The following is a 24,359-nucleotide window of genomic DNA, read 5'->3' on the forward strand; positions in this document are numbered from 1 at the left end:
ACATCTTCATTGGAGATGTTCCAAGTGTAACTTTTCAGTTTATAAGTAATATAGATAAGCCGATATTTTCCTCATCGCATAGTGAAAAAATTTCAACTTACACAAATGCCCTTTTTAAATAGAATTTCTTGATCCAACAACCTCTATTTACGTCAATATTTAACTTAACCCCCCCCCTATTTTAGGTTATTTGGTCATTTTAAGTGGTTTTATCGTTTTTTGACGAGTTGCTAACCAGCAAATTAAAGAACCCCCTGTCACCATCATTACGCCTTGCCAAAATGAGAAAGAGAGTGCCGTAGACAATAATATTGATGAGAATGCAGTAGAAATAACGGGCGTAAAATAAGAGAGTGTGGCTAATAAGGTCACATTGCCTCTGATCATACCGATTGTCCAAGCCGCATTTGCAAGCCCAATAGCGGCACCCGTTATTAATAATAGCGTGATACTTTTTGTATTAACGCTCCACTCTACGGGTGTTGAAAAAAGATATTGTCCCCACAATGCTAGTGACGTTAATAAAAAGAAAGGCACAATGCCGTTATTCCCACCAGACATAAGACGAGTTAAATTACTATAAAACGCCCATAGAATGGCTCCTGAAAACGCCAATATATAGCTTAATGGATTGCTTTGAATATTCTGCCATAAACCGTCAATTGTCAGCGGATTATCGCCACTAACAACCCAGACTAACCCACTAAATGCACATAATAATCCGGCAATCAATAAAATGGAGAATCGCTGCTTATTAAGTATTACGGCAAGTGCTAACGTAAAACTAGGCCATAAATAATTCACCATTCCCAACTCTATGGCTTGTGTTCGATCTGTTGCAAATCCCAAAGCCAAAGATAAACAGACTTCGTAAGTGACAAATAATAGCCCGCCCCAGAAAAGATAGCGTTTAGGAAAGTGTGATAGCTTAGGTACACCTAAAATCAAAATAAGGAAGAGTGTGCCTGTGGTATAAATCAGTGCGGCACCTCCTACGGCACCAAAATACTCACTAATATTACGAATTAAACCAACAATAGTGCTCCAAAGTAAAATGGCAACAATGCCATATAATGTCCCTTTTGATGAGCTAGATATCATTTTGTGCCTTCAGATTTAAGATTGTGCCATTAGCGCCGATATTAAAACAGAATCAATGTAATTGCTTTAATTACTATCATGCAAAAAATGGAAAACGAATCGGAAAAAATAAAAAGAGGATCTTGAGCAATGAAACATTTTGTTACAATTTATATTAAAAATAAAATATATTGATCCACTCACCTTAGTTGTAAAAAAAGAAAGAAGAATTCTGATTTATAAAATCATGACATCTAATTTCAAAAAAAAATGAATTAATATTATTTCTATTTTTTTATAAAAAAATAAATTTAAATTTTTTATTTCTGTAAAAAAACATTCTATTTCGTTTTTTTTCCCCACCATACGTGTAAATTTTTGTTTCATCATGTAAATATTTTCATTATAAAATATATATTATGAAACATAATGTTATACGTATAAACACTTTATCTATTTTAGAAAATCTTTATTTGATTATAAAAAATATGATAAATATCAGCTAGATAAATCAAAAATCAACATACATTATATAAATTTATGTATTTTTCTATTTCTTAACATTAATTTTCACCGATAGTTAACAGATTATTCGTAGATTTTAGCTATCAAACCACTCAACAATGATCGTTTTAAACGATTTCTATAATTTTTCTAGCCCATCTATAATTTTCGCAAATTTGACTTAAGTGCAATATGCATTTTATTCCCGTTTAATTAAGATTTGATCTATCTACTCTTATTTTAATAAGTTTATTAATCATTCTATTTACGCTTCTCAAACCTATTTTAATCACTGTTTCTTCATTTATATAGAAATGATAAGCAGAGTTAAATATAGCTTAGTTTATTAAGCTAAAAACAAAGATATATATTGAAATTATAGGAACAATGAATGAAAAAGTTATTATTATCTGCAATTCTTACTTCAACAATGGCAGCTATGGCTACACCTGCACTAGCAGCAACCACCACCACTGTAAATGGCGGTTCTGTTAACTTTGAAGGTTCTGTTGTTAATGCGGCTTGTGGTGTTGATAGTAGCTCATCAAACCAAACCGTTCGCTTAGGTCAATTCCGCGTTGCTGAATTCGCAGCGAAAGGGGATGAAACAGGCCGTATTCCTTTTAGTATCAAATTAAATAATTGTGATACTACAGTATCGGCTAATGCGGCAATTACTTTCAACGGTACAGCATCAAGTGGCGATGCAAATGCGTTTGCATTACAAGGTGCGGGTGCAGCAGAAAATATTGCCTTAAAAATCACTGATTCTACTAGTGCCATTGTTGCGCCAAACCAAGCATCTACTACTCAAAAACTGATTGATGGTGAAAACCAATTAAATTACAACGCCTCCCTTATCTCGACCGAAGATGCAGTTAAGGCTGGTAGCGCAAACGTTACCACAAACTTTATGGTGACTTACTCTTAATTGTTTTATGACTTTTGATTGATGTCTTATTGCCAAGGACGGCATATTTTTCTATCAAAAGAGTATTGCAATATCTTCATGACTTGATAATTTTTATTATGAAAAAGACACTTATTTTCCTTATTATGTTTTTATTTCCATTACTTTCTTATTCTAGTGGTGTTTCATTAGGTGCAACACGTATTGTTTATAATTCCAATATTAAACAAACAAATCTTGTGGTAACGAATTCAGATAAAGAAAATAGTTTTTTAATCCAATCTTGGGTTTCAGATCTCGAAGGAAATAAAACAGTTGATTTTATTGTTACACCTCCCTTATATATTCTTGATGCCAATAAAGAAAATGCATTAAGAATTATGTATGTCGGTAAATCATTACCCAACGATAAAGAAAGTTTATTTTGGATGAATGTAAAAGTTATACCTTCATTACAAGAAGAGCTTGATAAAGAAAATACTTTGCAAATTGCGATACAAAGTCGAATTAAATTATTTTACCGCCCAAGTATTTTACCGGCTTACAGTGAAAAATTTGCTAATGAAATTAAGTTTTCTTATCAAAATGGTGAGCTTATTGCCACTAATCCAACACCTTATTATATTACGATGGTAAATCTAGCCGTAGCAGGTAGTCAACTTCCATCAAGCATCATGCTCAATCCTTTATCCCAATTAACATTGGGAAAAATAAATCGAAATGAAAATACAATTTCATTCCAAACAATTAATGATTATGGCGCACAAACCCCAGTATTAAAAAAAGAAATTACTCATCAATAATGATATCTGCTTTTAGCTTGTTGGTTAAAAATCATGGTTAATAAAAATACAGTTTGTTTTCTTTTTTCTGGGATCATCACGATTTCATTAATATTGCCATTTCCTTTATATAGTGCAAACCGATTTAATCCTGCATTTTTATCTGACTCACCTGAAGCCATCACTGATCTAAGCTATTTTGAAGCAGGAAATCGCATTAAACCCGGTGATTACCATCTTGATATTATTTTTAATAATGAATATCTACGAAATGAAAATGTCCATTTTATTAGCAATAATAAAGAGGTGATCCCTTGCCTGAATAAAGCGCTTTTACAATCACTAAGTATTAATACTAAATTAATTACTGACTTTGATATTAAGTCAGAAAAAGAGTGTATTGATATTTCAGATTCCATTCCTGATACCAGTGTTAATTATGATATTGAAAAACAAGCATTAAAAATTCAAGTTCCTCAAGCCGCATTAGATCTTAAAGCACGGGGTTATATTCCACCAGAAAAATGGGATAACGGAATTACCGCGGGTTTATTGAATTACAGTTTTAGTGGTGCCAATAACTGGGGAAATTCTCATAATAATAGTTATTACCTTAATCTACGTAGCGGGATCAATATTGGCGCTTGGCGATTAAGAGATTATTCCACATGGAACTCATCAAATGGAAAACATCAGTGGGAGCACATCAATACCTATCTTCAACGAAATATTGTGTCATTAAGAAGTCAGTTAAAAGTTGGCGATAGTTATACCTCATCAACATTATTCGACAGCGTTAATTTTAGAGGTATTTCTTTAGAAAGTGATGACACCATGTTGCCAGATAGTCAACGAGGATTTGCACCCGTTGTAAGAGGGATTGCAAGTGGTAATGCCAAAGTTGTTATTCGACAAAATGGCTATGTTATTTATCAGACTTTTGTCTCTCCTGGTGCATTTGAAATTCGCGATCTCTATCCTACTTCAAATAGTGGCGATTTATATGTCTCGGTTGAAGAAAACGATGGAAGTAAGCACGACTATATTGTGCCTTATTCTGCTGTGCCTATTTTACAACGAGAAGGTCAAAAACAATTTGTTATTCAAGCGGGTGAAGTGCGTCAAGATAACCAAAATAAAAAGCCACGCTTTATCCAAGGTCATCTTATTTATGGTCTGCCTTATGACAGCACCGCTTACGGTGGTGCATTAATTACCTCTGACTATCAATCTTATGCGCTCGGTGTAGGTCGGAATATGGGAACTTTAGGTGCATTCTCAACAGATATCACCTTTGCTCATAGTAAATTACCTGATAATTCGACTTCTGAAGGGTACTCCCTGCGCTTTCTCTATGCCAAATCATTAAACCAATTTGGAACAAATTTTCAATTACTAGGATATCGCTACTCCACTTCGGGTTTCTATACGCTAGATGAGACACTTAATACTCGAATGTCTGGCTATCTCTATGAAAATAATAAAGAAGAGCCATTACGCTATTTTAATTTATACAATAGAAAAAAAGGCAGTCTTCAAGTGAATTTATCACAGCAACTTGGAGATTATGGTTCTGTTTTCATGACAACCAATTGGCAAAATTACTGGGAAACCAATGAAAAAAATGTTCTGTTTCAAGCTGGCTATAACGGTAATGTAAATGGTCTCTCTTACAATATTATTTATGGTTACAACCGCATGATGAATAGCGGTCAGCGCGATCAAACGCTCTCTTTGGGTATTTCAATTCCATTACAATTATTAATGCCTTCAAGCTATCAATCCGTAAATAGCGCCTATCTCACTTATAACTATAGTCATAATGATAATGGTTATTCAGCACATAATGCCGGTGTAGCAGGCACATTATTTGAAGATAACACGCTTAATTACAGTGTTCAGCAAGGCTATAGCAATCAAGGTGGAAGTTATACGGGTAACGCGGCATTAGGTTATCAAAGTCGCTATGGCAACCTTAATGTGGGTTATAACTATAACAAAGAGGCTCAACAACTGAATTATAGCGTTGCAGGGGGAGTGTTACTTCACAGCGAAGGTTTAACGTTAAGCCAGCCTTTAAGTTCTAATACCATTCTTGTTGATGCTCGCAAAACCGCAGACGTTCCCATCGATAATGCAACAGGGATTTATACCGACTGGCGTGGATTTGCCGTTATTCCTTATGCAACCGCTTATCGCCAAAATAAAGTCGCACTTGATACCACTGCACTTCCTGATAATGTCGAAATTGAACAGAATATTCAGCAAGTCATTCCAACTCAAGGCGCTGTTATCAAAGTCAATTTTGATGCTAAAACAGGATATCGCCTACTTCTAACACTGCAACAAAAAGGGCGCCCACTTCCTTTTGGTGCCATAGCATCTGATAAGCAAAATCACCTCTCCGGCATTATTGGTGATGATGGCTTACTTTATCTTTCAGGTGTACCAAAGTCTGGCGTATTAGATATTCGTTGGGGAAATAATGCATCTGAACATTGCCAAGTTAATTATACATTACCTGAAAATCAACATGATGAACCTTTTGTAAAAATGACACAGGAGTGCCAATAATGCATAAACTCACGCTTATTTTGGCTCTACCACTCCTTTTTATGACGAAAGGATATGCCTATGACACTTTAGTGCAAATTCATGCACGAGTGACAGGCAATACCTGTACCGTTGAGACAAACTCAGAAAATATTACAGTGAAACTTGGTGACATTGCGACGAAAGACTTCACCTCAACGGCAATGAGCCAACAACGAACACCGATTATTCCTTTTAGTATTAAATTAGTGGATTGTCAGCCTGAAGCCAGTGCAGTGAAAGTCAGTTTTAACGGAGCGGGTGATCTCTCTGACAATACATTACTGGCGATTAATAATAATGGTGCAAAAGGTGTCGCCATTTCAATTATGGATAAATCAGGAACATCAATTCCTATCAATGATAAAAGCCAATCTTATCCCCTGTTACCTAATCAAGATAATACCCTGCAATTTTACGCTCGCTATGTCGCCACTCAGGTGCCAGTCAGTGCAGGACAAGCCAATGCAACCACCACATTTTTATTGGAGTACCAATAATGAAACGTACTTTATTCCCCCTTACATTACTGGTTTCCCTTATTTGTCTTCCCACAGAAATAGCATGGGCAGTGGCAGATCCTCTTATCGTTTCACCGCCGCCAATGAATTTTGATGGCGCTGCGGATGGCACACCCGCAGGCACTCCCATTACCTCAACATGGATAGGTGAAACATCTGTTTATAATGGCTTTAAATGTGAAAATAAACCCCTAAAAAAATGTTGGGTAGAAACACTGTATGCCAATGCATTAGGCTCAAAAATTAGTGGTGTTTACTATTACGAAGGGGGAAATCGATATCCTGTGTATGCCCTTGCTGGCGTAAAAGGCATTGGTTATGCCTTTGGTTTGAAAGATAATAATGACAATGTTTCTTATGTGCCTATTGATGTCGGCGCAGGCTCAAGTGCGACGATTATTTATCCCGCAGTAGGATCGACAGTAAACAAAAACGTAGACCGCGTTTCGTTAAAAGGCAAAGTTGTGTTTGTTGTCACTGACGAGCACTTAGAAACGGGTGTTTATAATATTCCTTACACCGTAATTGCAAATACTTGGTCTGAGTACGGTGGCTCTCATAAAGGAAATAACACATCACTTGTCGCAATAAATCCAGTCACTATCACCATTAAAGCCAGAGGTTGTACGGTCAATACGAAAAATCTCACCTATGAATTAGGCGATATTTCAATGCGAGATATGGCAACCATTGGTTCAACATCAAAAATACAAACAAAGCCCATTTCTGTTACTTGTGATACCAACGTTCACCTATATGCCAGCATGACCGATCAATCTACCTATTCTAATCATACAGATGTCCTCACACTGACGTCAGACTCTGACGCGTCGGGTATTGGGATCCAGTTTCTTTTTAATGATAATCCGACCCCTGTCGTTTATGGCCCTGATATCAGTGCTACGGGACAACCTAATCAACGTTTACTTCATATAACAACTTCTAATAACGAAAACTACACATTAAACCTGTCAACTCGCTATATCACGACTGGAACACTAAAACCTGGGAAAGCAAACGGGTTAGCCAGTCTGACTTTTTCTTATCAATAATGATTTGAATTTTTAAGGCTGATTAAATGATTGATAACAGCAAAACCATTAATTTTCGTATAGGGCAACGAATACGTCATTTACGAAAGAAATTAAAATACTCAGGCACTCTTTTTGCTCAAGAGTTAGGCATAAGTCAGCAACAACTTTCTCGTTATGAACGGGGAACCAATAGGATCAGTATTGAATTTATTTATCTGATCTCTGAAAAATTTGATGTTCATATTAGTTATTTTCTACAGAGTAATTATTTAATTAATATTGAACAACAACGCAAAACTCAAGAAAAAAACAGCCGACTTGTTGCTGAATGTTGTATAAAAAAATAATACAAGTCACTCTTATTTTCTTTAATTATCTTTTGCTGACACAACCTCTCGCATTTATTTTTTTATGGTTAACTTAATGGAAACTTCATGTCCTTTAGACATAAAAAAAGCCACCTTTATAAAAGTGGCTTTTTAGCAAGGTTCAGATGTGATTAGCGTCCTGCTTTTAATTTTTGGTAATAGCTTTCGTATAATACGGTTGCATCACCCACATCATTTTGCCATTCACCTTTATTAATAATTTCTTCTGTTGGATAAAGAGAATTATCTTTAGTGATCACATTTGGCAGTAATTTTTGCGCGGCTAGATTAGGAGTTGGATAACCAATATTTTCAGCCACTTTTGCTGCGATTTCTGGACGTAGTAAAAAGTCGATAAGTTTATGAGCACCTTCGACATTTTTGGCATTAGCAGGGATCGCTAAGCTATCCATCCAGAAAATGCCCCCTTCTTTTGGCCACACCATTTCAATAGGTGCACCCGCATCGCGAGCAATAAATGCCGAACCATTCCAAATCATCCCTAAATTAACTTCCCCTTGCATATAAGGGTTAGCGGGGTTATCTGAATTGAATGCTAATACGTTTGGCATCAACTTCTGTAGCTCTTTATAAGCTTCTTCAATCTCTTTAGGATCAGTTGTATTGCCTGAATAGCCTAATTTCAATAATGCCATTTGGAATACTTCACGCGCATCATCAGTAAGCAGCAGGCTATCTTTATATTCAGGTTTCCATAAATCTGCCCATGAAGTAATGCTACTCACATCAACTTCATCGCTATTAATACCAATAGCCGTTGCTCCCCAAATATAAGGGATTGAGTAATCATTTTCTGGGTCGAATGATTTATGTAATAAGCTAGGATCGAGATTATCAAAATTGGTTAATTTTGATTTATCGATTTTTTGCAGCATGCCTTCATGACTCATTTTAGAAATAAAATAAGTAGAAGGAACCACCAAATCATAAGCCCCTTCTTTGTAGGTCTTTAACTTGGTATACATGCTTTCATTGGATTCATAGGTGGAATAAATCACCTTAATCCCAGTTTCTTTCGTAAACTGTTCAAGCAGACCAGGCGGCACATACTCCGTCCAGTTATAAAAATATAATGTTTTACTATCATCAGCCGATGCTGTACCGATACTTAATGCCATTACACTGGCAGCAAGCACAGAGGACCACTTTTTCATTTATGTTTCCTTCAGTGGTTGATGCGTTAATATCAAATAGGCGGTCAGCCTACCTCCAACAGATTGGTCTTCAAGACCCCAAAAAATGCGAGAAACTCGCACTAATACCTTTTTCACGCTTTGCCAGTTCGGTCTCTTAAGATCAACTGACTAATTAATACTAATATTAAGGATAGACCTAAAAGGATGGTTGCAAGCGCATTCACCTCTGGCGAAACGCCCACTTTTACCATTGAGTAAATTTTCAGTGGTAAAATTTCATAGCTTGGTCCCGTCACAAAAGAGGAAACGACAACGTCATCCATAGATAACGTAAAGCTTAATAACCAACCTGAAGCCACTGCTGGCATTGCCAGAGGCATAATGATTTTACGTAAAATAGTAAATTCACCCGCCCCTAGATCTTTTGCTGCTTCCAACATTTTCACATCAAATCCACTTAGTCGTGAGTACACAGTGACAACAACAAAAGGCAGACAAAATGTAATATGTGAAAAGAGAAGCGACCAAAATCCTAACGAAACACCTAGGATCATAAACAAAACGAGCAGTGAAATTGCCATAACAATATCCGGCGACATCATCACAACAAACAGCATTCCACCCACAAATTTTTTGCCACGGAAACGGTAACGATAAAGAGCAACCGCCGCTAATGAGCCAATTAATGTTGCAAATGTCGCAGAAGTGACCGCCATTGTTAATGAATGCCCAGCCGCTTGAAGCAGGCTGTCATTATTAAATAAAATGGTGTACCAATCTGTGGTAAAACCTTTCCAGTTGATCCCGAAACGTGATGAGTTAAAAGAGTTAACTATCAGAATGATGATCGGGATATAAAGATACGCGTAAATAATGGACATGAATCCACCACGCAATAACCGTCCTATCATTCTATTTCTACCTTCTTATGCAGTAGCTTCACGGCTCGGTAATACACAAACAGCATTAATCCCATCACCAATGTTAAACAAATACTTGTAGCTGCACCAAAAGGCCAGTCACGAATATTTAAGAATTGGCTCTTAATGACGTTACCAATTAATAAGTTTTTCGCGCCACCCATTAAATCAGCAACAAAGAATAAGCCCATCGCAGGTAACATCACGAGTAAACAACCCGCGATAATGCCCGGCATTGTTAATGGAATAATAATGCGAATAAAGGTTTGAAATTTATTAGCCCCTAAATCGCGCGCTGCCTCTAAGCAAGGTTTATCTAACTTTTCAATACTGGAATATAACGGTAATACCATGAAAGGTAATAAAATATAAACCAGCCCCAGCACAACGGCTTCTGGGGTATAAATAATTCTGAGTGGTTTATCAATAAGTCCAATCCACAACAGGAATTCGTTAAAATAACCTTTCGTACTTAGGAATATTTTTAATCCATAAATACGAATAAGTGAGTTTGTCCAAAAAGGTACAATCAATAAAAACAACATTAATGGCTGTATTTTCTTAGGCATTTTCGCAAGGAAATAAGCAAAAGGATAACCTAATAATAAACACGCTAATGTTGCGACCACCGCCATATTAATAGAATGCAGTAACACTTCTGCATACATAGGATCAAATAAGCGATAGTAGTTATCGAGTGTAAAGACCATTTCGACGAGGTTAGCATCATCACGCGTTAAAAAACTGGTCGCAATGATCATGATATTCGGCAAGAAGACGAACACCATCAACCAACCCACAACACCCGTAATTACGATGTTTTGAAATAGTTTACGTGTTTTCTTCATCTGCCAGCACGACCTCCCAGCTTTCTACCCACGTGACTGCAATTTTTTGGTCTAACGAGTGATCAACATCTGGATCATCTTCATTAAAGAACTCACTGACCATCACCACTTTGCCATTTTCCATTTCAACAACAGAATCTAGCGTCATGCCTTTATAGTTACGTTCACGAACATAACCAATTAGCCCAGGAAGGTTTTCAAGATCGTGAATTTCTTCAACACGGAGATCTTCAGGTCGAAGTAATACTTTGAGTTGCTGGTTTTGTGTCACTGGTAGTGTGGTATAAATATCACATTCATGACCTTCAACATCAGCACGGATACGTGTTTCATCAATGCGATGAAGAACGCGCGCATCAAAGATATTAATTTCACCTATAAATTGCGCAACAAACAGATTTGTTGGTTCCTCATAAATTTCACGCGGAGTACCATCTTGCTCAATACGCCCTTCACGCATCACCACGATCCGGTCTGACATGGTCAGCGCCTCTTCTTGGTCATGAGTCACGAAAATAAAGGTGATCCCTAATTTACGTTGTAAGGCTTTTAATTCATTTTGCATCTGTTTACGTAATTTGTAATCCAATGCAGATAATGATTCATCAAGCAATAAGACCTTGGGTTTATTCACAACCGCACGCGCAATCGCAACACGTTGTTGTTGTCCACCAGAAAGGTGTGCAGGACGGCGTTGTGCGAAATTTTCAAGTTGCACCATACGTAAGGCTTCTTCAACGCGAACATTAATCTCATCTGCAGGTGTTTTTTGCATGCGAAGACCAAATGCGACGTTTTCAAAAACAGTCATATGAGGGAAAAGCGCGTAACTTTGAAAAACCGTATTTACAAAACGTTGTTCCGCTGGAATATCCGTAATATCTTGCCCATCAAGGATAATTTGCCCATCGTCAACGTCTTCTAAACCCGCGATTAAACGCAAAACCGTCGTCTTACCACAGCCCGAAGGACCGAGGATGGTTAAAAACTCGCCATGGTTGATAGTGAGATCGAGGCGGGAAATAATTTGTTTTCCGTCGAAACCTTTACTTAAGGATTTTAATTCGACAACTGGTGTCAGAGATGTTTTCTCAGTCATTTAAGGTAATACTCTATCCCGAAGAATAATGCAGATAGAACCGCCACTGGAAAAGACTGTGTGAGCTGCCGGAGCATTATGCTCCACAGAAGCCCAAAACCAGCGACGCCGTATGTATAGTACAAGCAGAAAATGATAAACGCAGTGGCGTGAAATTGAAAGCAAAAAGGTGCATAAACAATGAAAAACTATTCATATTTAAGTTTTTCATCATAAACCCTACCTTTTAGGGATTAGGCTAAAAATACAATAAAATCAAAATACTATTAATTTATATAAATCGTAAAAATCGATTAAATTTATAATTAAATAAATTTTCTCTTAGAAGTAGTCTAATTGCCTTATTTTCCTATAAAAACTTATTAGCTCGTTTATTTGCAATGCAATTTTATGGTTGCTGTTTATACAATAAAAGCTGATTAAATTACGCTTTTTTTATATTTCCATCTTATTATGATGATAAAAACTTTATATATCATATAGATGAAAATTCACATAACGCCTCCTAATATTTAGAAGACGTTAAAGGAATTAATACTATTATGTTTAATGACGTTTCATTAATTTTTTTAAATATAAAATGGCGTTATTCACATTCGGTAAAGGACCAATTTTGTCATTTAACAGTGGAAAAGTGCCGGTTTTAATTAATAAGTCACGCATTTGTATCGGTGTTAACACACTGTTTGTATTGTCTTTATACCAAGATTGGATCACCGCAGCAGCTCCCGCCACTAAAGCACTGGCTGACGATGTTCCACTAAAATTAGCGGTATAAGTATGGTTATCATCACTTCGAAACAGATCACCATAACCTGCTGTTGCAACATCCTCTCCCCACGCTTGTACATGTATAGGTGAACCATGCGTTGAGAAAGGTAATCGATTTAATGTATAAGGCGAACCAGCACCAACACGTATTGAGTTATTATCATGACGTTGTCGATAACTTTTATAAGCAGGTAAATCCAGATCTACCCCCCCATTACCTGCAGCCATAATTACAATGATCCCTGCGTCTGTTAATGCACGAGTTGCTTCCCAAATATGCATTTCATAATCTGCAGGTACGTAAGCTTGATGTTCACAAATTGTCTGCATTTCATATAGAACAATATCACCAGCATGTAATATACGTTTACTCGCAATGATCGCATCAATACGCCCACAAGTTAATTCTGAGATGGCATAAAACATATCTAATTTATAAGCGAGTCCTGTGATCCCTTTACCATCATTTTTTCCCATAATTAAGCCCGCTACCGCTGTACCATGATCTGCTTGACTGGTTTTTTCATTGAAAGGTAGTAAGGACGTAATGTTATCTGTTAATAAATCATGATGAGAAAGATTAAAATCCCATTCAATATCCGCGACTTGTATTCCTTGCCCATAGGCTTCTTGTTTCCATGCTTCACTAATTCCTAGCCCTTTAATTTTATTAATATTCACTTTTTTTTCTGGTGTATTTAAGTATTGCTGATATTGAGTAAAGTCAGGTGTAATATTAGGAGGCTCAATAGGCTGTATCGGTACAGTCTGTACATATTCAATATCAGGATGTTGTTGTAATACTTTAATGACTTCATCTAAAGAATAATGATTATCCTGTGGTAAATTAAGATAATAATATTTATTTAGATCATTAAAATTTATTGCAACAGAATTCATATAAATTTTAGGTGGCAATTGATGAACAGATGATATTACCGGAACTAAAGATATATTAGTTAAAAGGGAGTGATACATTTTATGAGAAGTAGAAAATGACAAATTTTTATTATCACAATCAAGATTTTTTACTTTTATAAGGATCTTTCTTTTAATGTTCATGTCCAATGCTCCTCTTTTTATTTTTTCGCTTTATAGCGTAAAATCTTGAGCATTGACTATTTCCATTTTTAATAGAGATAATACAAATAAGCTACTCTATAAAAATAAATATCAAGCCTATATTCTAAAAATAGACTTGATATTTTAGGATAATATTTATTAACTAAAATCGATATGTAAACGTAATTTTCCACAACAACAACATTTAAATAAATAGCCTTGGCATTCACCATCATCCCATAAGCGCTCTGATAAATCAGAAAGCTCAAAACCAACGTCTTGAATATCTTGTTCTAAAGAAGCAAATTGTTCTAATTTATCTTTGATATCATCCCATTCTACATAATCAATAAAGGCACAAGGTTCATCGCAATGTATTAGCCAATGTTCTTGTTGCCAGCCATGATAACCAGGCGTCCGTTTTGTTAATTCATCGAGTTTGTTTTTATCTATAGGCGGTAAAGTAGAACCACAATACTCCCCCTCTTCATCATAGAGAACGTCTCCGCCTTCAATGCTTTCAATATCTTGAAATTCACCATTAAACTTTTCACTTGCAGAACCATCAGCAATACACCACGGGCATAGTGCATCAATATCTTCTACTGAATAGAAAGGGCTACCATAATAGATATCAGTTTCCTTTCCACAACAATCACATACAACGATATCACCTGTAATAAAAGCCTCTGTCTTTATCGGGTCTGGATGATATTTGAAATAAGGTAATACTCTTTTTTCTGTTGGCATTATGTTTTCCTATTTTATAGTTTATTATCACTTATCTTCAGCTTTATAAACGCATCCTAGCATCAGATCCTGCATGTGTAAGCTATCCTCTATGCTATAATGCGAGCTCATTTTATCTCCTTTATAAATTAGAGATAATCAACGCCTAAATAGACGAAAGAATTACAACATGTCAGAAAATATAGAACTCAATAAATCAACAGAAAATCATGATGTTAATAGCAATTCAAAAAAATATAATTTGAACCGCTTCTCTGTTGCTCCGATGCTCGATTGGACTGATCGTCATTGCCGTTATTTCTTTCGTCAGCTCAGTAAAAATACACTGCTCTATACGGAAATGGTGACAACAGGTGCCATTATTCATGGTAAAGGTGATTATCTAAAATACAGTGAAGAAGAGCATCCCGTCTCTTTGCAATTGGGCGGAAGCGATCCTCAAGCTTTAGCGCAATGTGCAAAGCTAGCGCAAGAACGTGGCTATGATGAAATTAATTTAAATGTCGGTTGTCCTTCTGATCGCGTACAAAATGGACGCTTTGGTGCTTGTTTAATGGGAGAGGCACAACTCGTTGCAGATTGTGTAAAAGCCATGCGTGATGTTGTTGATATCCCGGTGACGGTAAAAACACGTATTGGTATTGATGAGCTAGATAGCTATGAATTTCTATGCGACTTTATTGGTACTGTGAGTCGTGATAATAACTGTGATACCTTTATTATTCATGCTCGTAAAGCGTGGTTATCAGGCTTAAGTCCTAAAGAAAACCGTGAAGTTCCACCTTTAGATTATCCGCGTGTTTATCAATTAAAACGTGATTTTCCACAGCTAACAATGGCAATTAATGGTGGCATTAAGTCATTAGAAGAAGCTAAAGAGCATCTAAAATATATGGATGGTGTCATGGTAGGACGCGAGGCTTATCAAAACCCATCAATATTAGCTCACGTTGATCACGAATTATTTGATAATCAATTACCTATTGCTGATGCGGTCAGTGCAGTAAGAGCAATGTATCCTTACATTGAGAAAGAGCTATCACAAGGGACTTATTTAGGTCATGTTACGCGTCATATGTTGGGAATATTCCAAGGTATTCCGGGAGCAAGACAATGGCGACGTCATTTAAGTGAAAATGCCCATAAACAGGGTGCTGATTTATCTGTTTTAGAAAACGCACTTAAATTTGTAACTGAAAAATAATGAAATAAAACCAGCCATCTAATGGCTGGTTTATTTTTATTAAAGTAATGAGAAAAAGCGATTATAATTTGCAATTAAATAAGCTATTTGAAATTCAAAAGCTTCTTTTACTTCACATTTACCTTCTTCTGAACTTTCTTTCTTTTTAATATCAAAAAAGGCATTTTGCATTAATTGAACAGATACATCTATTGATTTTTGGAATGCTGATAAATTATTGTTTTCACCAAAACGTTCAAATAATGCTTCTACCTTTTCATCAGCTACATCACGAATAAACTGTAATTCAACATTACTGACTTTATTATCTTCATAGATAAAATTTATAAAATCATTTAATTCATTCTTTTGCATAAACACTCCAACTCTATTAATAACATTAGTGAAAACGTAAATTAAAAGAGATAGCGTTAAAAATAAATCGAAAATAAAAATAAGGTTTTTTTTTGATAATCCAACTGGAAATGATTTATATTTATTAGCAATTAATATTCAAAACCTATTTAATTTATTTTAAATAGGTTTTAGTTTTTACAACTCATAATTAAGGAATAAGTAAGCTTGATCCTTGAGATTGCCTACTTTCAAGATAACGATGTGCATCTTTCGCATCTGCTAAAGCAAATTTCTGGTTATCCGGTACACTAACATCAATTTTACCGCTACCAATTAATACAAATAACGCTTCACTTGCGACATCTAGCTCTTCACGTGTTGTGATATAACCCGAAATAGATGGACGTGTCACATATAGAGAACCTTTTTTATTGAGAATACCTAAATCAACACCCGTTACAGCACCTGATGCATTACCAAAACTCACCATTAAGCCACGGCGTTGCAAGCAGTCCAACGAATCTAACCAAGTTGCTTTACCAACAGAGTCGTAAACAACAGGCACCTTTTGGTTATTCGTTAGCGCCAAGACCCGTTCCACAATCGACTCAGTCTGATAATTAATCACTTCCCATGCACCAGCTGCTTTTGCTTTGGTAACTTTTTCATCACTGCCTGCTGTACCAATCATTTTTGCGCCAATCGCTTTCGCCCATTGGCTTGCAATTAAACCAACACCACCAGCAGCTGCGTGAAATAAAAAGGTTTCATCCGCTTGTAATTTATAGGTTTCATTGAAGAGATAATAAACCGTTAATCCTTTTAAGAAAGAGGCGGCAGCTTGTTCAAAAGAGATATTATCAGGCAGACGCGCCACTTTATTTTCTGGTACATTATGCGTATCACTATAAGCCCCTAGCGGAGATTGCGCGTACACAACTCTGTCCCCTTCTTTTAGTGAAGTCACTTTAGCGCCTGTTTTGATAATAATGCCCGCAGCTTCAGTGCCTAATCCACTAGGGAATTGGCTTACAGGATATAATCCGCTACGCACATAAGTATCAATATAGTTAATGCCAATTGCTTTATTGGCGACTTGTACTTCATTCTCACCAAGCGGTGCAGGGGTGAATGTTGCCAGCTCAAGAACATCGGCACTACCATGAGCAGCAAACTGGATGCGTTTAGCCATTGTGATCTCCAATATTTTTATAGGGTAAAATAAGCGAGCGTTCTAAAGACCTAAAGAGATAATGACAAATGATAGTTATTTCTACAAGGCACAGATAATTAGGTTAGCGTATACTGATGCGCTGACTGACACTTTTTCGATTTTATGCAGGATTTATGGCCAGAAACAAGACCACTGACAAGCTGATGTCTGATATTAAAGACCGACAAATGGAGGGATTAAAGCTACCTCCCCATTCGCTGGAAGCAGAGCAGTCCGTGTTAGGCGGTCTGATGATAGATAATGAACGTTGGGATAATGTGTCTGAACGCGTCACCGCCGAAGATTTTTATAGCCGACCTCATCGTACTATTTTCTCGCAAATGCAACGTTTGTTGGAATTAGGCAAACCTATCGACCTTATTACACTATCAGAAGCATTAGAACAAAATGCTGAGTTAGACAGTGTAGGGGGTTTTGCTTACTTAGCTGAACTTTCAAAAAACACACCAAGTGCAGCGAATATCAACGCTTATGCAGACATCGTCCGAGAACGTGCAGTTGTTCGCGATATGATAAAAGTTGCCAACGAAATTGCAGATGCAGGTTTTGATCCTCAAGGTCGCACCAGTGAAGATCTCCTCGACTTTGCTGAATCAAGAGTGTTCCAAATTGCTGAAACACGCGCCAATAAAGACGAAGGTCCTAAAGCAATCGATGCAATTTTAGAAGAAACTGTCGAAAAAATAGAGCAGCTCTATCAAAAACCCCATGATGGTGTTACGGGTGTTTCAAGTGGCTACCAAGATCTTGATAAAAAAACGGCAGGATTACAAAAGTCAGATTTAATTATTGTTGCCGCACGTCCTTCTATGGGTAAAACCACATTTGCCATGAACTTATGTGAAAATGCGGCAATGACAGAAGAAAAACCCGTACTGATCTTCAGCTTAGAGATGCCTGGTAACCAAATTATGATGCGTATGTTGGCATCATTATCTCGTGTCGACCAGACAAGAATTCGTACAGGGCAGCTTGATGATGAAGATTGGGCGCGTATTTCAAGCACCATGGGTATTTTGCTTGAAAAACGCAATATGTATATCGATGATTCATCGGGTTTAACACCAACAGAAGTACGATCTCGCGCTCGTCGCATTTATCGTGAACATGGCGGTTTAAGCCTTATCATGATTGACTACTTACAGCTAATGAGAGTACCTTCATTATCTGAAAATAGAACACTAGAAATTGCGGAAATTTCTCGTTCTTTAAAAGCGTTAGCTAAAGAACTGCAAGTTCCTGTGGTTGCTCTATCACAGTTAAACCGTAGTTTGGAACAACGTGCTGATAAACGCCCTGTTAACTCCGACTTACGTGAATCAGGCTCTATTGAGCAAGATGCTGACCTTATCATGTTTATTTATCGTGACGAGGTTTACCACGAAAGTAGTGATTTAAAAGGGGTTGCAGAAATCATCATCGGTAAACAACGTAATGGTCCAATTGGTACAGTAAGGCTTACCTTTAACGGCCAATGGTCACGCTTTGATAACTATGCTGGCCCTGCTTACGACGATGAATAATCACTCACCTTGACTTAATTAAAGGAAGTATTGGAATAATATGAAAGCGGCAACCGCAGTGATAGATCGCCGCGCTCTGCGTCACAATTTTCAGCATGTGAGAGACTATGCCCCACATAGCCACCTGATAGCTGTCGTGAAAGCAAACGCTTATGGTCATGGGTTATTAGAAACAGCATATACCTTAATGGACAATGCTGATTGTTTTGGTGTTGCACGTATTGGTGAAGCATTAACCTTACGAAGTGGGGGGATTGTAAAACCCATTCTTCTGTTAGAGGGTTTTTTTGATGTCGTTGACCTGCCTATTTTAGTCGTCAACCACATTGAAACAGTGGTTCATAGCCAAGAACAATTAGAAGCATTAGAACAGGCTAACTTAGATGAACCTGTCAAAGTATGGATGAAAATTGATACAGGGATGCACCGTTTAGGCGTGCGTCCTGAAGATGCCCAAGCCTTTTATTTACGACTTTCCGCCTGCAAAAATGTACAACAACCTGTCAATATTGTGAGCCATTTTAGTCGCGCTGATGAGCCTGAAGTTCCTGAAGCAACACAAAAACAAATCTCACTATTTCAAGATTTTATTCAAGATAAAGCCGGTGATAAGTCTATCGCAGCTTCTGCGGGTATTTTATTTTGGCCCCAAGTCCATTATCAGTGGGTTCGCCCCGGCATTATTACTTACGGTATCTCCCCTACTGGTGATGACAGAACGGGTAAAGACTTTGGTTTAATCCCAGCAATGACGCTGAAAACAAGCCTGATTGCCGTTCGTAAACATAAAGCGGGTGAGCCTGTTGGTTATGGCGGCACATGGGTAAGTGAAAAAGACACGTATCTTGGTGTGATCGCTATTGGTTATGGCGATGGTTATCCTCGTAGCGCACCTTCAGGTACACCTGTGTGGATCAATGGTCGAAAAGTGCCTATTGTTGGCAGAGTTTCGATGGATATGATCAGCGTCGATTTGGGGACTGAACTAATTGATAGTGTTGGTGATGAAGCTATTTTATGGGGAGATGTGTTGCCCGTAGAAGAAATTGCCAAATATAGTGGTATTAGCGCCTATGAGTTGATCACAAAATTAACCTCGCGCGTCATCATGGAATACCTAGACGAACAATAATACACACGATATTGTATCCCTATGACACACTAAAAGTGATTGGAGAAGAAGCCGTGTTTCAACAGGTTGAAGCGTTTCCGGGAGACCCAATTCTCTCATTGATGGATGTTTATAACAAAGACCCGCGTCAGGATAAAATTAATTTAAGCATTGGTCTTTATTATGACGAAGAAGGCAAGACCCCTATTTTAGGAACTGTTTCAGTTGCGCGTCAGCAACTTAATGCCATGACTCCTACCGCAACACTTTATTTACCAATGGAAGGGCTGGCGCCTTATCGCAGTGAAATCCAAGATCTCCTTTTCGGTGCAGATAATCCTCTAATTGCAGAAAAGAGAATTGCCACCATCCAAACATTAGGTGGGTCAGGTGCATTAAAAGTGGGTGCTGATTTTCTGCATCGCTATTTCTCAGGATCAGAAGTATGGATAAGTGATCCAACTTGGGATAATCATGCTTCTATTTTTGCGGGCTCAGGTTTCAAGGTGAATCACTACCCTTACTTTGATCCTGAAACCAAAGGCGTAAAATTTGAAGCACTACTCGATTGCTTTAAAAAGCTACCAGAAAAAAGCATTGTATTGATGCACCCATGTTGCCACAACCCAACAGGCTCTGATCTCACTAAAGATCAATGGGATCAAGTCACCGAAGTCTTAAAAGCTCGCCAAGCAATTCCATTCTTAGATATTGCTTATCAAGGTTTTGCTGAAAATTTAGATGAAGATGCTTATGCTATTCGTACTATGGCAAAAGCAGGGCTACCAATACTGATCAGTAACTCTTTTTCAAAAATATTTGGTATCTACGGTGAACGTGCTGGCGGTTTATCGATTGTTTGTGGTAATGCCACTGAATGCGAACATGTATTAGGTCAGTTAAAAGCGGCTGTACGTCGTATCTATTCAAGCCCTGCAAACTATGGTGCACAAATTGTCAATAAAGTGCTATCAGACGAAGTGTTAACGGCACAATGGCAAAAAGAAGTTGCGCATATGCGTGACCGCATTAAAGAGATGCGCGTGACTTTAGTCGAGGCTTTAAAAATTGCACTGCCTGAAAAGAATTTTGATCATCTATTAACTCAACGCGGTATGTTCAGCTATACCGGCTTTACACAAGCACAAGTTGATAGATTACGTGACGAATTTGGTATTTATCTTGTCGGTACTGGTCGGGTTTGTATGGCTGGTGTTAATACAGGTAATGTTCAGCGCATTGCTCAAGCTTTTGCCGCGGTAAGTATTTAAGCCAATCAACGCGATTTCATGATAAAAAAATACCTGCCTATTTTCATAAGCAGGTATTTCTTTTTACTGCATCACAACCTCACTGTCGCTTTAGGTATTCGCCTTTTATATATTGACAGTTTGCTTCTTTTCCCCAGCATGACGACGCGCTTTTTCTTCCATAATCTCAATGATTTGAATATCTGTATGTTGCATTGCATGACTGGCTAATGCACAGAGATTTGCTATTGAGCTATCGACATCGTCACTCACAATACCATCAGTACCGGCAACACTTTGATTTTGCATCGCCATTAATACTGCTTTATAGGCACTCGCTGCACTACTTGAAACTTTCATTGCACAACTATTCGATGCGCCATCGCAGATAATGCCACTGATATCACCAATCATACTGTTGATAGACATACTGACCGTGGTGAAATCTTTTGTAAGTAACCATGCCATTCCTGCGGCTGCTCCCATTGAAGCGGTTGTTGCAGCACAAAGGGCGGAAAGTGGTGGAAAATGGCTATGAACATAAATTGCCATTAAATGAGATAAAACCAATGCACGCAGTAAGGTTTCATCATCTGCTTTGATAAATTCAGCAACCACCATTACAGGTAATGTTGCGGCAATTCCCTGATTACCTGAGCCTGAATTACTCATTGCAGGTAATACCGCCCCACCCATACGAGCATCCGATGCGGCTGATGCTCTAATCATGATTTCATTAAGTAAGTCTTTACCTAACAAACCTTTTTCTTGTTGCAGAATTAAGGTACGACCAATGGCTAATCCATAGGTGTTTTGTAGCCCCTCTTCTGATAAAGCGCCATTTAAACGAGCGGCATTGAGCATAAACTCAATTTCACTCACTGGCACATTAAGTGCGAAGTTATAGATATCTTCAGCACAAACATCAGTAAAAGGTTTTTCATCAGTAGATTCGCAATTATTAGTAAGTGTTGATTTATCTTCCTCAAAAACAACCTTACCGTTACATTCACAACGAACAACGTGTGTATGCTCTCTTGCAATACTGACGATGGCATAACCAGATTGGCTATACACTTTAGCTTCAGAGTAAAGAACCTCTTCACAAGGTACTTTTACACCAACGGTAACTTTACCTTGAGCAACCAGTGTCTTAGCTTGAGCAACGGCATTAGCGGATGCTTTTAACAAGACCTCCAATCCCGCTTCAGGATCTCCTCCTGTCGCACCTAATGCTGCTGCAATAGGCAGCCCAGCCATTCCCGTTCCCGGCACTGTTACGCCCATGCCATTTTTCATCAAGTTCGGCGAAACCCAAGCTTCAACACGAACAACTGGCTCGCCTAAAAGCGCAGTTGCTTTCGCCGCTGCCAATGCTAATGAAATTGGCTCAGTACAACCTACCGCAGGCTTCACACCTTCGCGTAACTGACGAACAAACTGTGACCATAAATGAGAATTTTTGTTCTGGCTCATAATCTAACACCTTGGATTAATTTAGTTTTTAAAAACAACGCCTAACTAGAACCGAAGTTGGCGACTATGAGAATGCCAAGAACGGAGAGATAACGAGCAGCAAACCGGTAAAGATAATCAGGTAAAGTGACGCACCTTTGTATTTGTGTAACATCGGCACTTTATAAACTAAGTAAGCAGGAATAAGACAACCCACCATACCGAAGATTGGGCTACAAATTGAAGTGAAGCTCAATACTGGCGCATTCAGGATGATGGCACCCCATGCCAGTAGCACAGCGAAAACCATGATGCCGTTTTGTACCCATTTTTGATTGATTTTTTCTGCTGGAAGATAACGTTGCAGAATATTCATCACGATCCCTTGTGTCGCTTCACGGAAACCTAGGTAGACACCAAAGAATGCCGTCATGACAGCGAAGATATTCAGCATAACGCTTACAACAGTTACCCATCCACCAGGGAAGAATTTTGCAGCAATCGCTAATGCAGAGATATTTTGTTCATACGCTTTAACGGCTTCATCATGACCCATTGCTAATGTGAATGAGATTGCATAGAAGAAAACAGTACAGAACAACACACCGAACGCGATGTTCATTGCACGTAACGCTTTATGACGAGCAACTTCACGATTTTTATTACGACCACGGTAAGAAATAACCATTGGACTTAATGTTTGAATAAACAGAATCGAAGTCAGTGTAAAAGGTAAGGTAATGATTGCTTCTTTAATTAAACGTCCAGCAGGTGGTAATGCCCCCACGTTATAAAGATGCCACATACCAATCATGGAGATCCCTAACGCTGCAACAACAAACAGTTTAGTCAGTACCATAAAGCTTGATACTTTAAACAGTAATTGTTCACCACGAGAAGAGATAGCAACTAAAGCACAAATCAGGATCAAACCATAGAATGGGTTTTCTGACAGTAAACTTTCAGTCACACCAAATGTTTGTAAGTAAGAAGCACTGTCATTGGTGATTGCTGTTGAGTAAACAAACATCCAAATGACCAACATCACAAAGTAGAGTGCACCTAATAAAATACCCCAGTTTTTACCAAGATAACCGGTGATAACGCTTGGGTAGTCTTTACACTCAGGAGATTCAGCCAACGTATTAATAAATAGGCGTTGGAAAAGATACATAGCAGGATAACCAATGATCGAGGATAGTAGGAAAACCCATAATCCCATCAGACCGACCTGTACAGGTAAAAATACAATACCTGCACCGATAGCCATACCGATACTCATGATAACCCAGCCCACATCATTGCCGTCGAATTTAATTGCTGCACGCCATTCTTGTTCTGTCATACCTGCGCGGCGAGCGCCAGCACTAGTTGCGGGATAGCTTGTGGTCTCTGTTTTTGAGGAAGCCGTTTCCATATTAGTACTCACTTTTTATATTGTAATTGTTAATAGCAAAACGAATTTTGGGGGTAAAAAAGTCTATCTAACATTGCGATGTCTAAATAGCCTTACTCTTTGCAGGTATTATTTATTATGGGTAAATGATAGGGAATATTACGGAGAAAAAAGTTGTTATAAATCGTGATAGCCCAAAATGATTTGGAAAAAAATTCTATCGTAAGGAGAAAAGTAGGATTATCTGTTCAAAGAGCACAGTAAATAATAACACTCCCTCTACCGCAACTTTCAAAAACAATTAATATATTGATTAATAATGAAAAATTACTATTGTTATACAATAATAGTCAAGTATAACAATTGAAACAAATCACCAAATAAACTGTGCTGTCCATCACGATAGACTATGATAATCCTTTCTATTTAGCTTTGTTATCTCGTATTTGGTT

21 protein-coding genes are annotated in these 24,359 nt (G+C 37.7%); 10 read left to right on the forward strand and 11 right to left on the reverse strand.

Going from position 1 to position 24,359, the window contains the following annotated elements; translation table 11 throughout:
- Positions 1–186 precede the first annotated feature (186 nt).
- The gene (gene yddG / locus DK865_RS18345) at positions 187–1,101 is read right to left on the reverse strand and encodes an aromatic amino acid DMT transporter YddG (protein WP_023583048.1); all 915 of its coding nucleotides are present in this window, start codon (positions 1,099–1,101) and stop codon (positions 187–189) included.
- Between the two features lie 874 nt (positions 1,102–1,975).
- Between yddG and DK865_RS18350 the strand changes: the two genes are divergently transcribed.
- The 6 genes from DK865_RS18350 (at position 1,976) to DK865_RS18375 (ending at position 7,770) form a co-directional block, all read left to right on the forward strand.
- Complete coding sequence (locus DK865_RS18350) at positions 1,976–2,515, forward strand: fimbrial protein (protein WP_109392538.1); 540 nt, start codon at positions 1,976–1,978, stop codon at positions 2,513–2,515.
- Positions 2,516–2,613: 98 nt separating this feature from the next.
- Complete coding sequence (locus tag DK865_RS18355) at positions 2,614–3,297, forward strand: fimbrial biogenesis chaperone (protein WP_109392539.1); 684 nt, start codon at positions 2,614–2,616, stop codon at positions 3,295–3,297.
- Positions 3,298–3,330: 33 nt separating this feature from the next.
- A complete protein-coding gene (locus tag DK865_RS18360; RefSeq protein ID WP_109392540.1) occupies positions 3,331–5,850 on the forward strand; it encodes a fimbria/pilus outer membrane usher protein in 2,520 nt (839 codons plus the stop codon).
- On the forward strand, positions 5,850–6,368 hold the full coding sequence (locus DK865_RS18365) for a fimbrial protein (protein WP_109392541.1): 519 nt from the start codon (positions 5,850–5,852) through the stop codon (positions 6,366–6,368). The genes DK865_RS18360 and DK865_RS18365 overlap by 1 nt, the downstream gene beginning before the upstream one ends.
- A complete protein-coding gene (locus DK865_RS18370; protein ID WP_023583054.1) occupies positions 6,368–7,441 on the forward strand; it encodes a fimbrial protein in 1,074 nt (357 codons plus the stop codon). Before DK865_RS18365 ends, DK865_RS18370 begins: the two co-directional genes overlap by 1 nt.
- A gap of 26 nt (positions 7,442–7,467) precedes the next feature.
- The gene (locus tag DK865_RS18375; protein ID WP_023583055.1) at positions 7,468–7,770 is read left to right on the forward strand and encodes a helix-turn-helix domain-containing protein; all 303 of its coding nucleotides are present in this window, start codon (positions 7,468–7,470) and stop codon (positions 7,768–7,770) included.
- 152 nt (positions 7,771–7,922) lie between these two features.
- On the opposite strand, the gene potD is transcribed toward DK865_RS18375, so the two are convergent.
- The 6 genes from potD to cbrC form a co-directional block, all read right to left on the reverse strand.
- Entirely contained in the window at positions 7,923–8,966 is a 1,044-nt protein-coding gene (potD, locus tag DK865_RS18380; protein ID WP_023583056.1) for a spermidine/putrescine ABC transporter substrate-binding protein PotD, read from the reverse strand.
- Between the two features lie 113 nt (positions 8,967–9,079).
- On the reverse strand, positions 9,080–9,859 hold the full coding sequence (gene potC, locus DK865_RS18385; RefSeq protein WP_023583057.1) for a spermidine/putrescine ABC transporter permease PotC: 780 nt from the start codon (positions 9,857–9,859) through the stop codon (positions 9,080–9,082).
- On the reverse strand, positions 9,856–10,716 hold the full coding sequence (gene potB, locus DK865_RS18390) for a spermidine/putrescine ABC transporter permease PotB (RefSeq protein WP_023583058.1): 861 nt from the start codon (positions 10,714–10,716) through the stop codon (positions 9,856–9,858). The genes potC and potB overlap by 4 nt, the downstream gene beginning before the upstream one ends.
- Positions 10,700–11,815 carry a spermidine/putrescine ABC transporter ATP-binding protein PotA gene (gene potA / locus DK865_RS18395; RefSeq protein ID WP_023583059.1) on the reverse strand — a complete coding sequence of 372 codons (1,116 nt, stop codon included), beginning with the start codon at positions 11,813–11,815 and terminating at the stop codon, positions 10,700–10,702. The genes potB and potA overlap by 17 nt, the downstream gene beginning before the upstream one ends.
- 546 nt (positions 11,816–12,361) lie before the next feature.
- Entirely contained in the window at positions 12,362–13,648 is a 1,287-nt protein-coding gene (locus DK865_RS18400) for a S8 family peptidase (protein WP_023583060.1), read from the reverse strand.
- Positions 13,649–13,807: 159 nt separating this feature from the next.
- Positions 13,808–14,398, reverse strand: a complete 591-nt coding sequence (gene cbrC / locus DK865_RS18405) for a PF03691 family colicin E2 tolerance protein CbrC (RefSeq protein WP_023583061.1) — start codon at positions 14,396–14,398, stop codon at positions 13,808–13,810.
- A 169-nt stretch (positions 14,399–14,567) separates the two neighbouring features.
- Between cbrC and dusA the strand changes: the two genes are divergently transcribed.
- The gene (gene dusA / locus DK865_RS18410; RefSeq protein ID WP_023583062.1) at positions 14,568–15,602 is read left to right on the forward strand and encodes a tRNA dihydrouridine(20/20a) synthase DusA; all 1,035 of its coding nucleotides are present in this window, start codon (positions 14,568–14,570) and stop codon (positions 15,600–15,602) included.
- 39 nt (positions 15,603–15,641) lie between these two features.
- Here the strand turns inward: dusA and DK865_RS18415 are convergent, their stop codons facing one another.
- Together DK865_RS18415 and DK865_RS18420 are read right to left on the reverse strand one after the other, a co-directional pair.
- The gene (locus DK865_RS18415; protein WP_109392542.1) at positions 15,642–15,956 is read right to left on the reverse strand and encodes a hypothetical protein; all 315 of its coding nucleotides are present in this window, start codon (positions 15,954–15,956) and stop codon (positions 15,642–15,644) included.
- A 190-nt stretch (positions 15,957–16,146) separates the two neighbouring features.
- Positions 16,147–17,130, reverse strand: a complete 984-nt coding sequence (locus DK865_RS18420) for a quinone oxidoreductase (RefSeq protein ID WP_109392543.1) — start codon at positions 17,128–17,130, stop codon at positions 16,147–16,149.
- A 155-nt stretch (positions 17,131–17,285) separates the two neighbouring features.
- On the opposite strand from DK865_RS18420, the gene dnaB reads away from it, so the two are divergent.
- From dnaB to DK865_RS18435, 3 genes are read left to right on the forward strand one after another with little or no spacing between them, the layout of a single operon-like run.
- Positions 17,286–18,695, forward strand: a complete 1,410-nt coding sequence (gene dnaB, locus DK865_RS18425; RefSeq protein ID WP_023583065.1) for a replicative DNA helicase — start codon at positions 17,286–17,288, stop codon at positions 18,693–18,695.
- Between the two features lie 40 nt (positions 18,696–18,735).
- Entirely contained in the window at positions 18,736–19,827 is a 1,092-nt protein-coding gene (gene alr, locus DK865_RS18430) for an alanine racemase (protein ID WP_023583066.1), read from the forward strand.
- Between the two features lie 53 nt (positions 19,828–19,880).
- Positions 19,881–21,077, forward strand: coding sequence for an amino acid aminotransferase (locus DK865_RS18435; protein WP_109392544.1), 1,197 nt, complete (start codon positions 19,881–19,883; stop codon positions 21,075–21,077).
- Between the two features lie 105 nt (positions 21,078–21,182).
- On the opposite strand, the gene DK865_RS18440 is transcribed toward DK865_RS18435, so the two are convergent.
- Together DK865_RS18440 and DK865_RS18445 are read right to left on the reverse strand one after the other, a co-directional pair.
- On the reverse strand, positions 21,183–22,532 hold the full coding sequence (locus tag DK865_RS18440) for an L-cysteine desulfidase family protein (protein WP_109392545.1): 1,350 nt from the start codon (positions 22,530–22,532) through the stop codon (positions 21,183–21,185).
- A gap of 64 nt (positions 22,533–22,596) precedes the next feature.
- Entirely contained in the window at positions 22,597–23,928 is a 1,332-nt protein-coding gene (locus DK865_RS18445; RefSeq protein ID WP_023583068.1) for an SLC5/6 family protein, read from the reverse strand.
- Between the last annotated feature and the right edge of the window lie 431 nt (positions 23,929–24,359).

The organism is Proteus cibi, assembly GCF_003144405.1.
GTDB lineage: Bacteria > Pseudomonadota > Gammaproteobacteria > Enterobacterales > Enterobacteriaceae > Proteus > Proteus cibi.

Coding starts and splice junctions, on each gene's coding strand:
- potB (WP_023583058.1), bottom strand. CDS start 10,716: ATGAAGAAAACACGTAAACTATTTCAAAACATCGTAATTACGGGTGTT.
- cbrC (WP_023583061.1), bottom strand. CDS start 14,398: ATGCCAACAGAAAAAAGAGTATTACCTTATTTCAAATATCATCCAGAC.
- potD (WP_023583056.1), bottom strand. CDS start 8,966: ATGAAAAAGTGGTCCTCTGTGCTTGCTGCCAGTGTAATGGCATTAAGT.
- dusA (WP_023583062.1), top strand. CDS start 14,568: ATGTCAGAAAATATAGAACTCAATAAATCAACAGAAAATCATGATGTT.
- DK865_RS18415 (WP_109392542.1), bottom strand. CDS start 15,956: ATGCAAAAGAATGAATTAAATGATTTTATAAATTTTATCTATGAAGAT.
- DK865_RS18355 (WP_109392539.1), top strand. CDS start 2,614: ATGAAAAAGACACTTATTTTCCTTATTATGTTTTTATTTCCATTACTT.
- DK865_RS18360 (WP_109392540.1), top strand. CDS start 3,331: ATGGTTAATAAAAATACAGTTTGTTTTCTTTTTTCTGGGATCATCACG.
- alr (WP_023583066.1), top strand. CDS start 18,736: ATGAAAGCGGCAACCGCAGTGATAGATCGCCGCGCTCTGCGTCACAAT.
- DK865_RS18365 (WP_109392541.1), top strand. CDS start 5,850: ATGCATAAACTCACGCTTATTTTGGCTCTACCACTCCTTTTTATGACG.
- DK865_RS18420 (WP_109392543.1), bottom strand. CDS start 17,130: ATGGCTAAACGCATCCAGTTTGCTGCTCATGGTAGTGCCGATGTTCTT.
- potA (WP_023583059.1), bottom strand. CDS start 11,815: ATGACTGAGAAAACATCTCTGACACCAGTTGTCGAATTAAAATCCTTA.
- DK865_RS18440 (WP_109392545.1), bottom strand. CDS start 22,532: ATGAGCCAGAACAAAAATTCTCATTTATGGTCACAGTTTGTTCGTCAG.
- DK865_RS18375 (WP_023583055.1), top strand. CDS start 7,468: ATGATTGATAACAGCAAAACCATTAATTTTCGTATAGGGCAACGAATA.
- dnaB (WP_023583065.1), top strand. CDS start 17,286: ATGGCCAGAAACAAGACCACTGACAAGCTGATGTCTGATATTAAAGAC.
- DK865_RS18445 (WP_023583068.1), bottom strand. CDS start 23,928: ATGGAAACGGCTTCCTCAAAAACAGAGACCACAAGCTATCCCGCAACT.
- DK865_RS18370 (WP_023583054.1), top strand. CDS start 6,368: ATGAAACGTACTTTATTCCCCCTTACATTACTGGTTTCCCTTATTTGT.
- DK865_RS18350 (WP_109392538.1), top strand. CDS start 1,976: ATGAAAAAGTTATTATTATCTGCAATTCTTACTTCAACAATGGCAGCT.
- DK865_RS18400 (WP_023583060.1), bottom strand. CDS start 13,648: ATGAACATTAAAAGAAAGATCCTTATAAAAGTAAAAAATCTTGATTGT.
- potC (WP_023583057.1), bottom strand. CDS start 9,859: ATGATAGGACGGTTATTGCGTGGTGGATTCATGTCCATTATTTACGCG.
- yddG (WP_023583048.1), bottom strand. CDS start 1,101: ATGATATCTAGCTCATCAAAAGGGACATTATATGGCATTGTTGCCATT.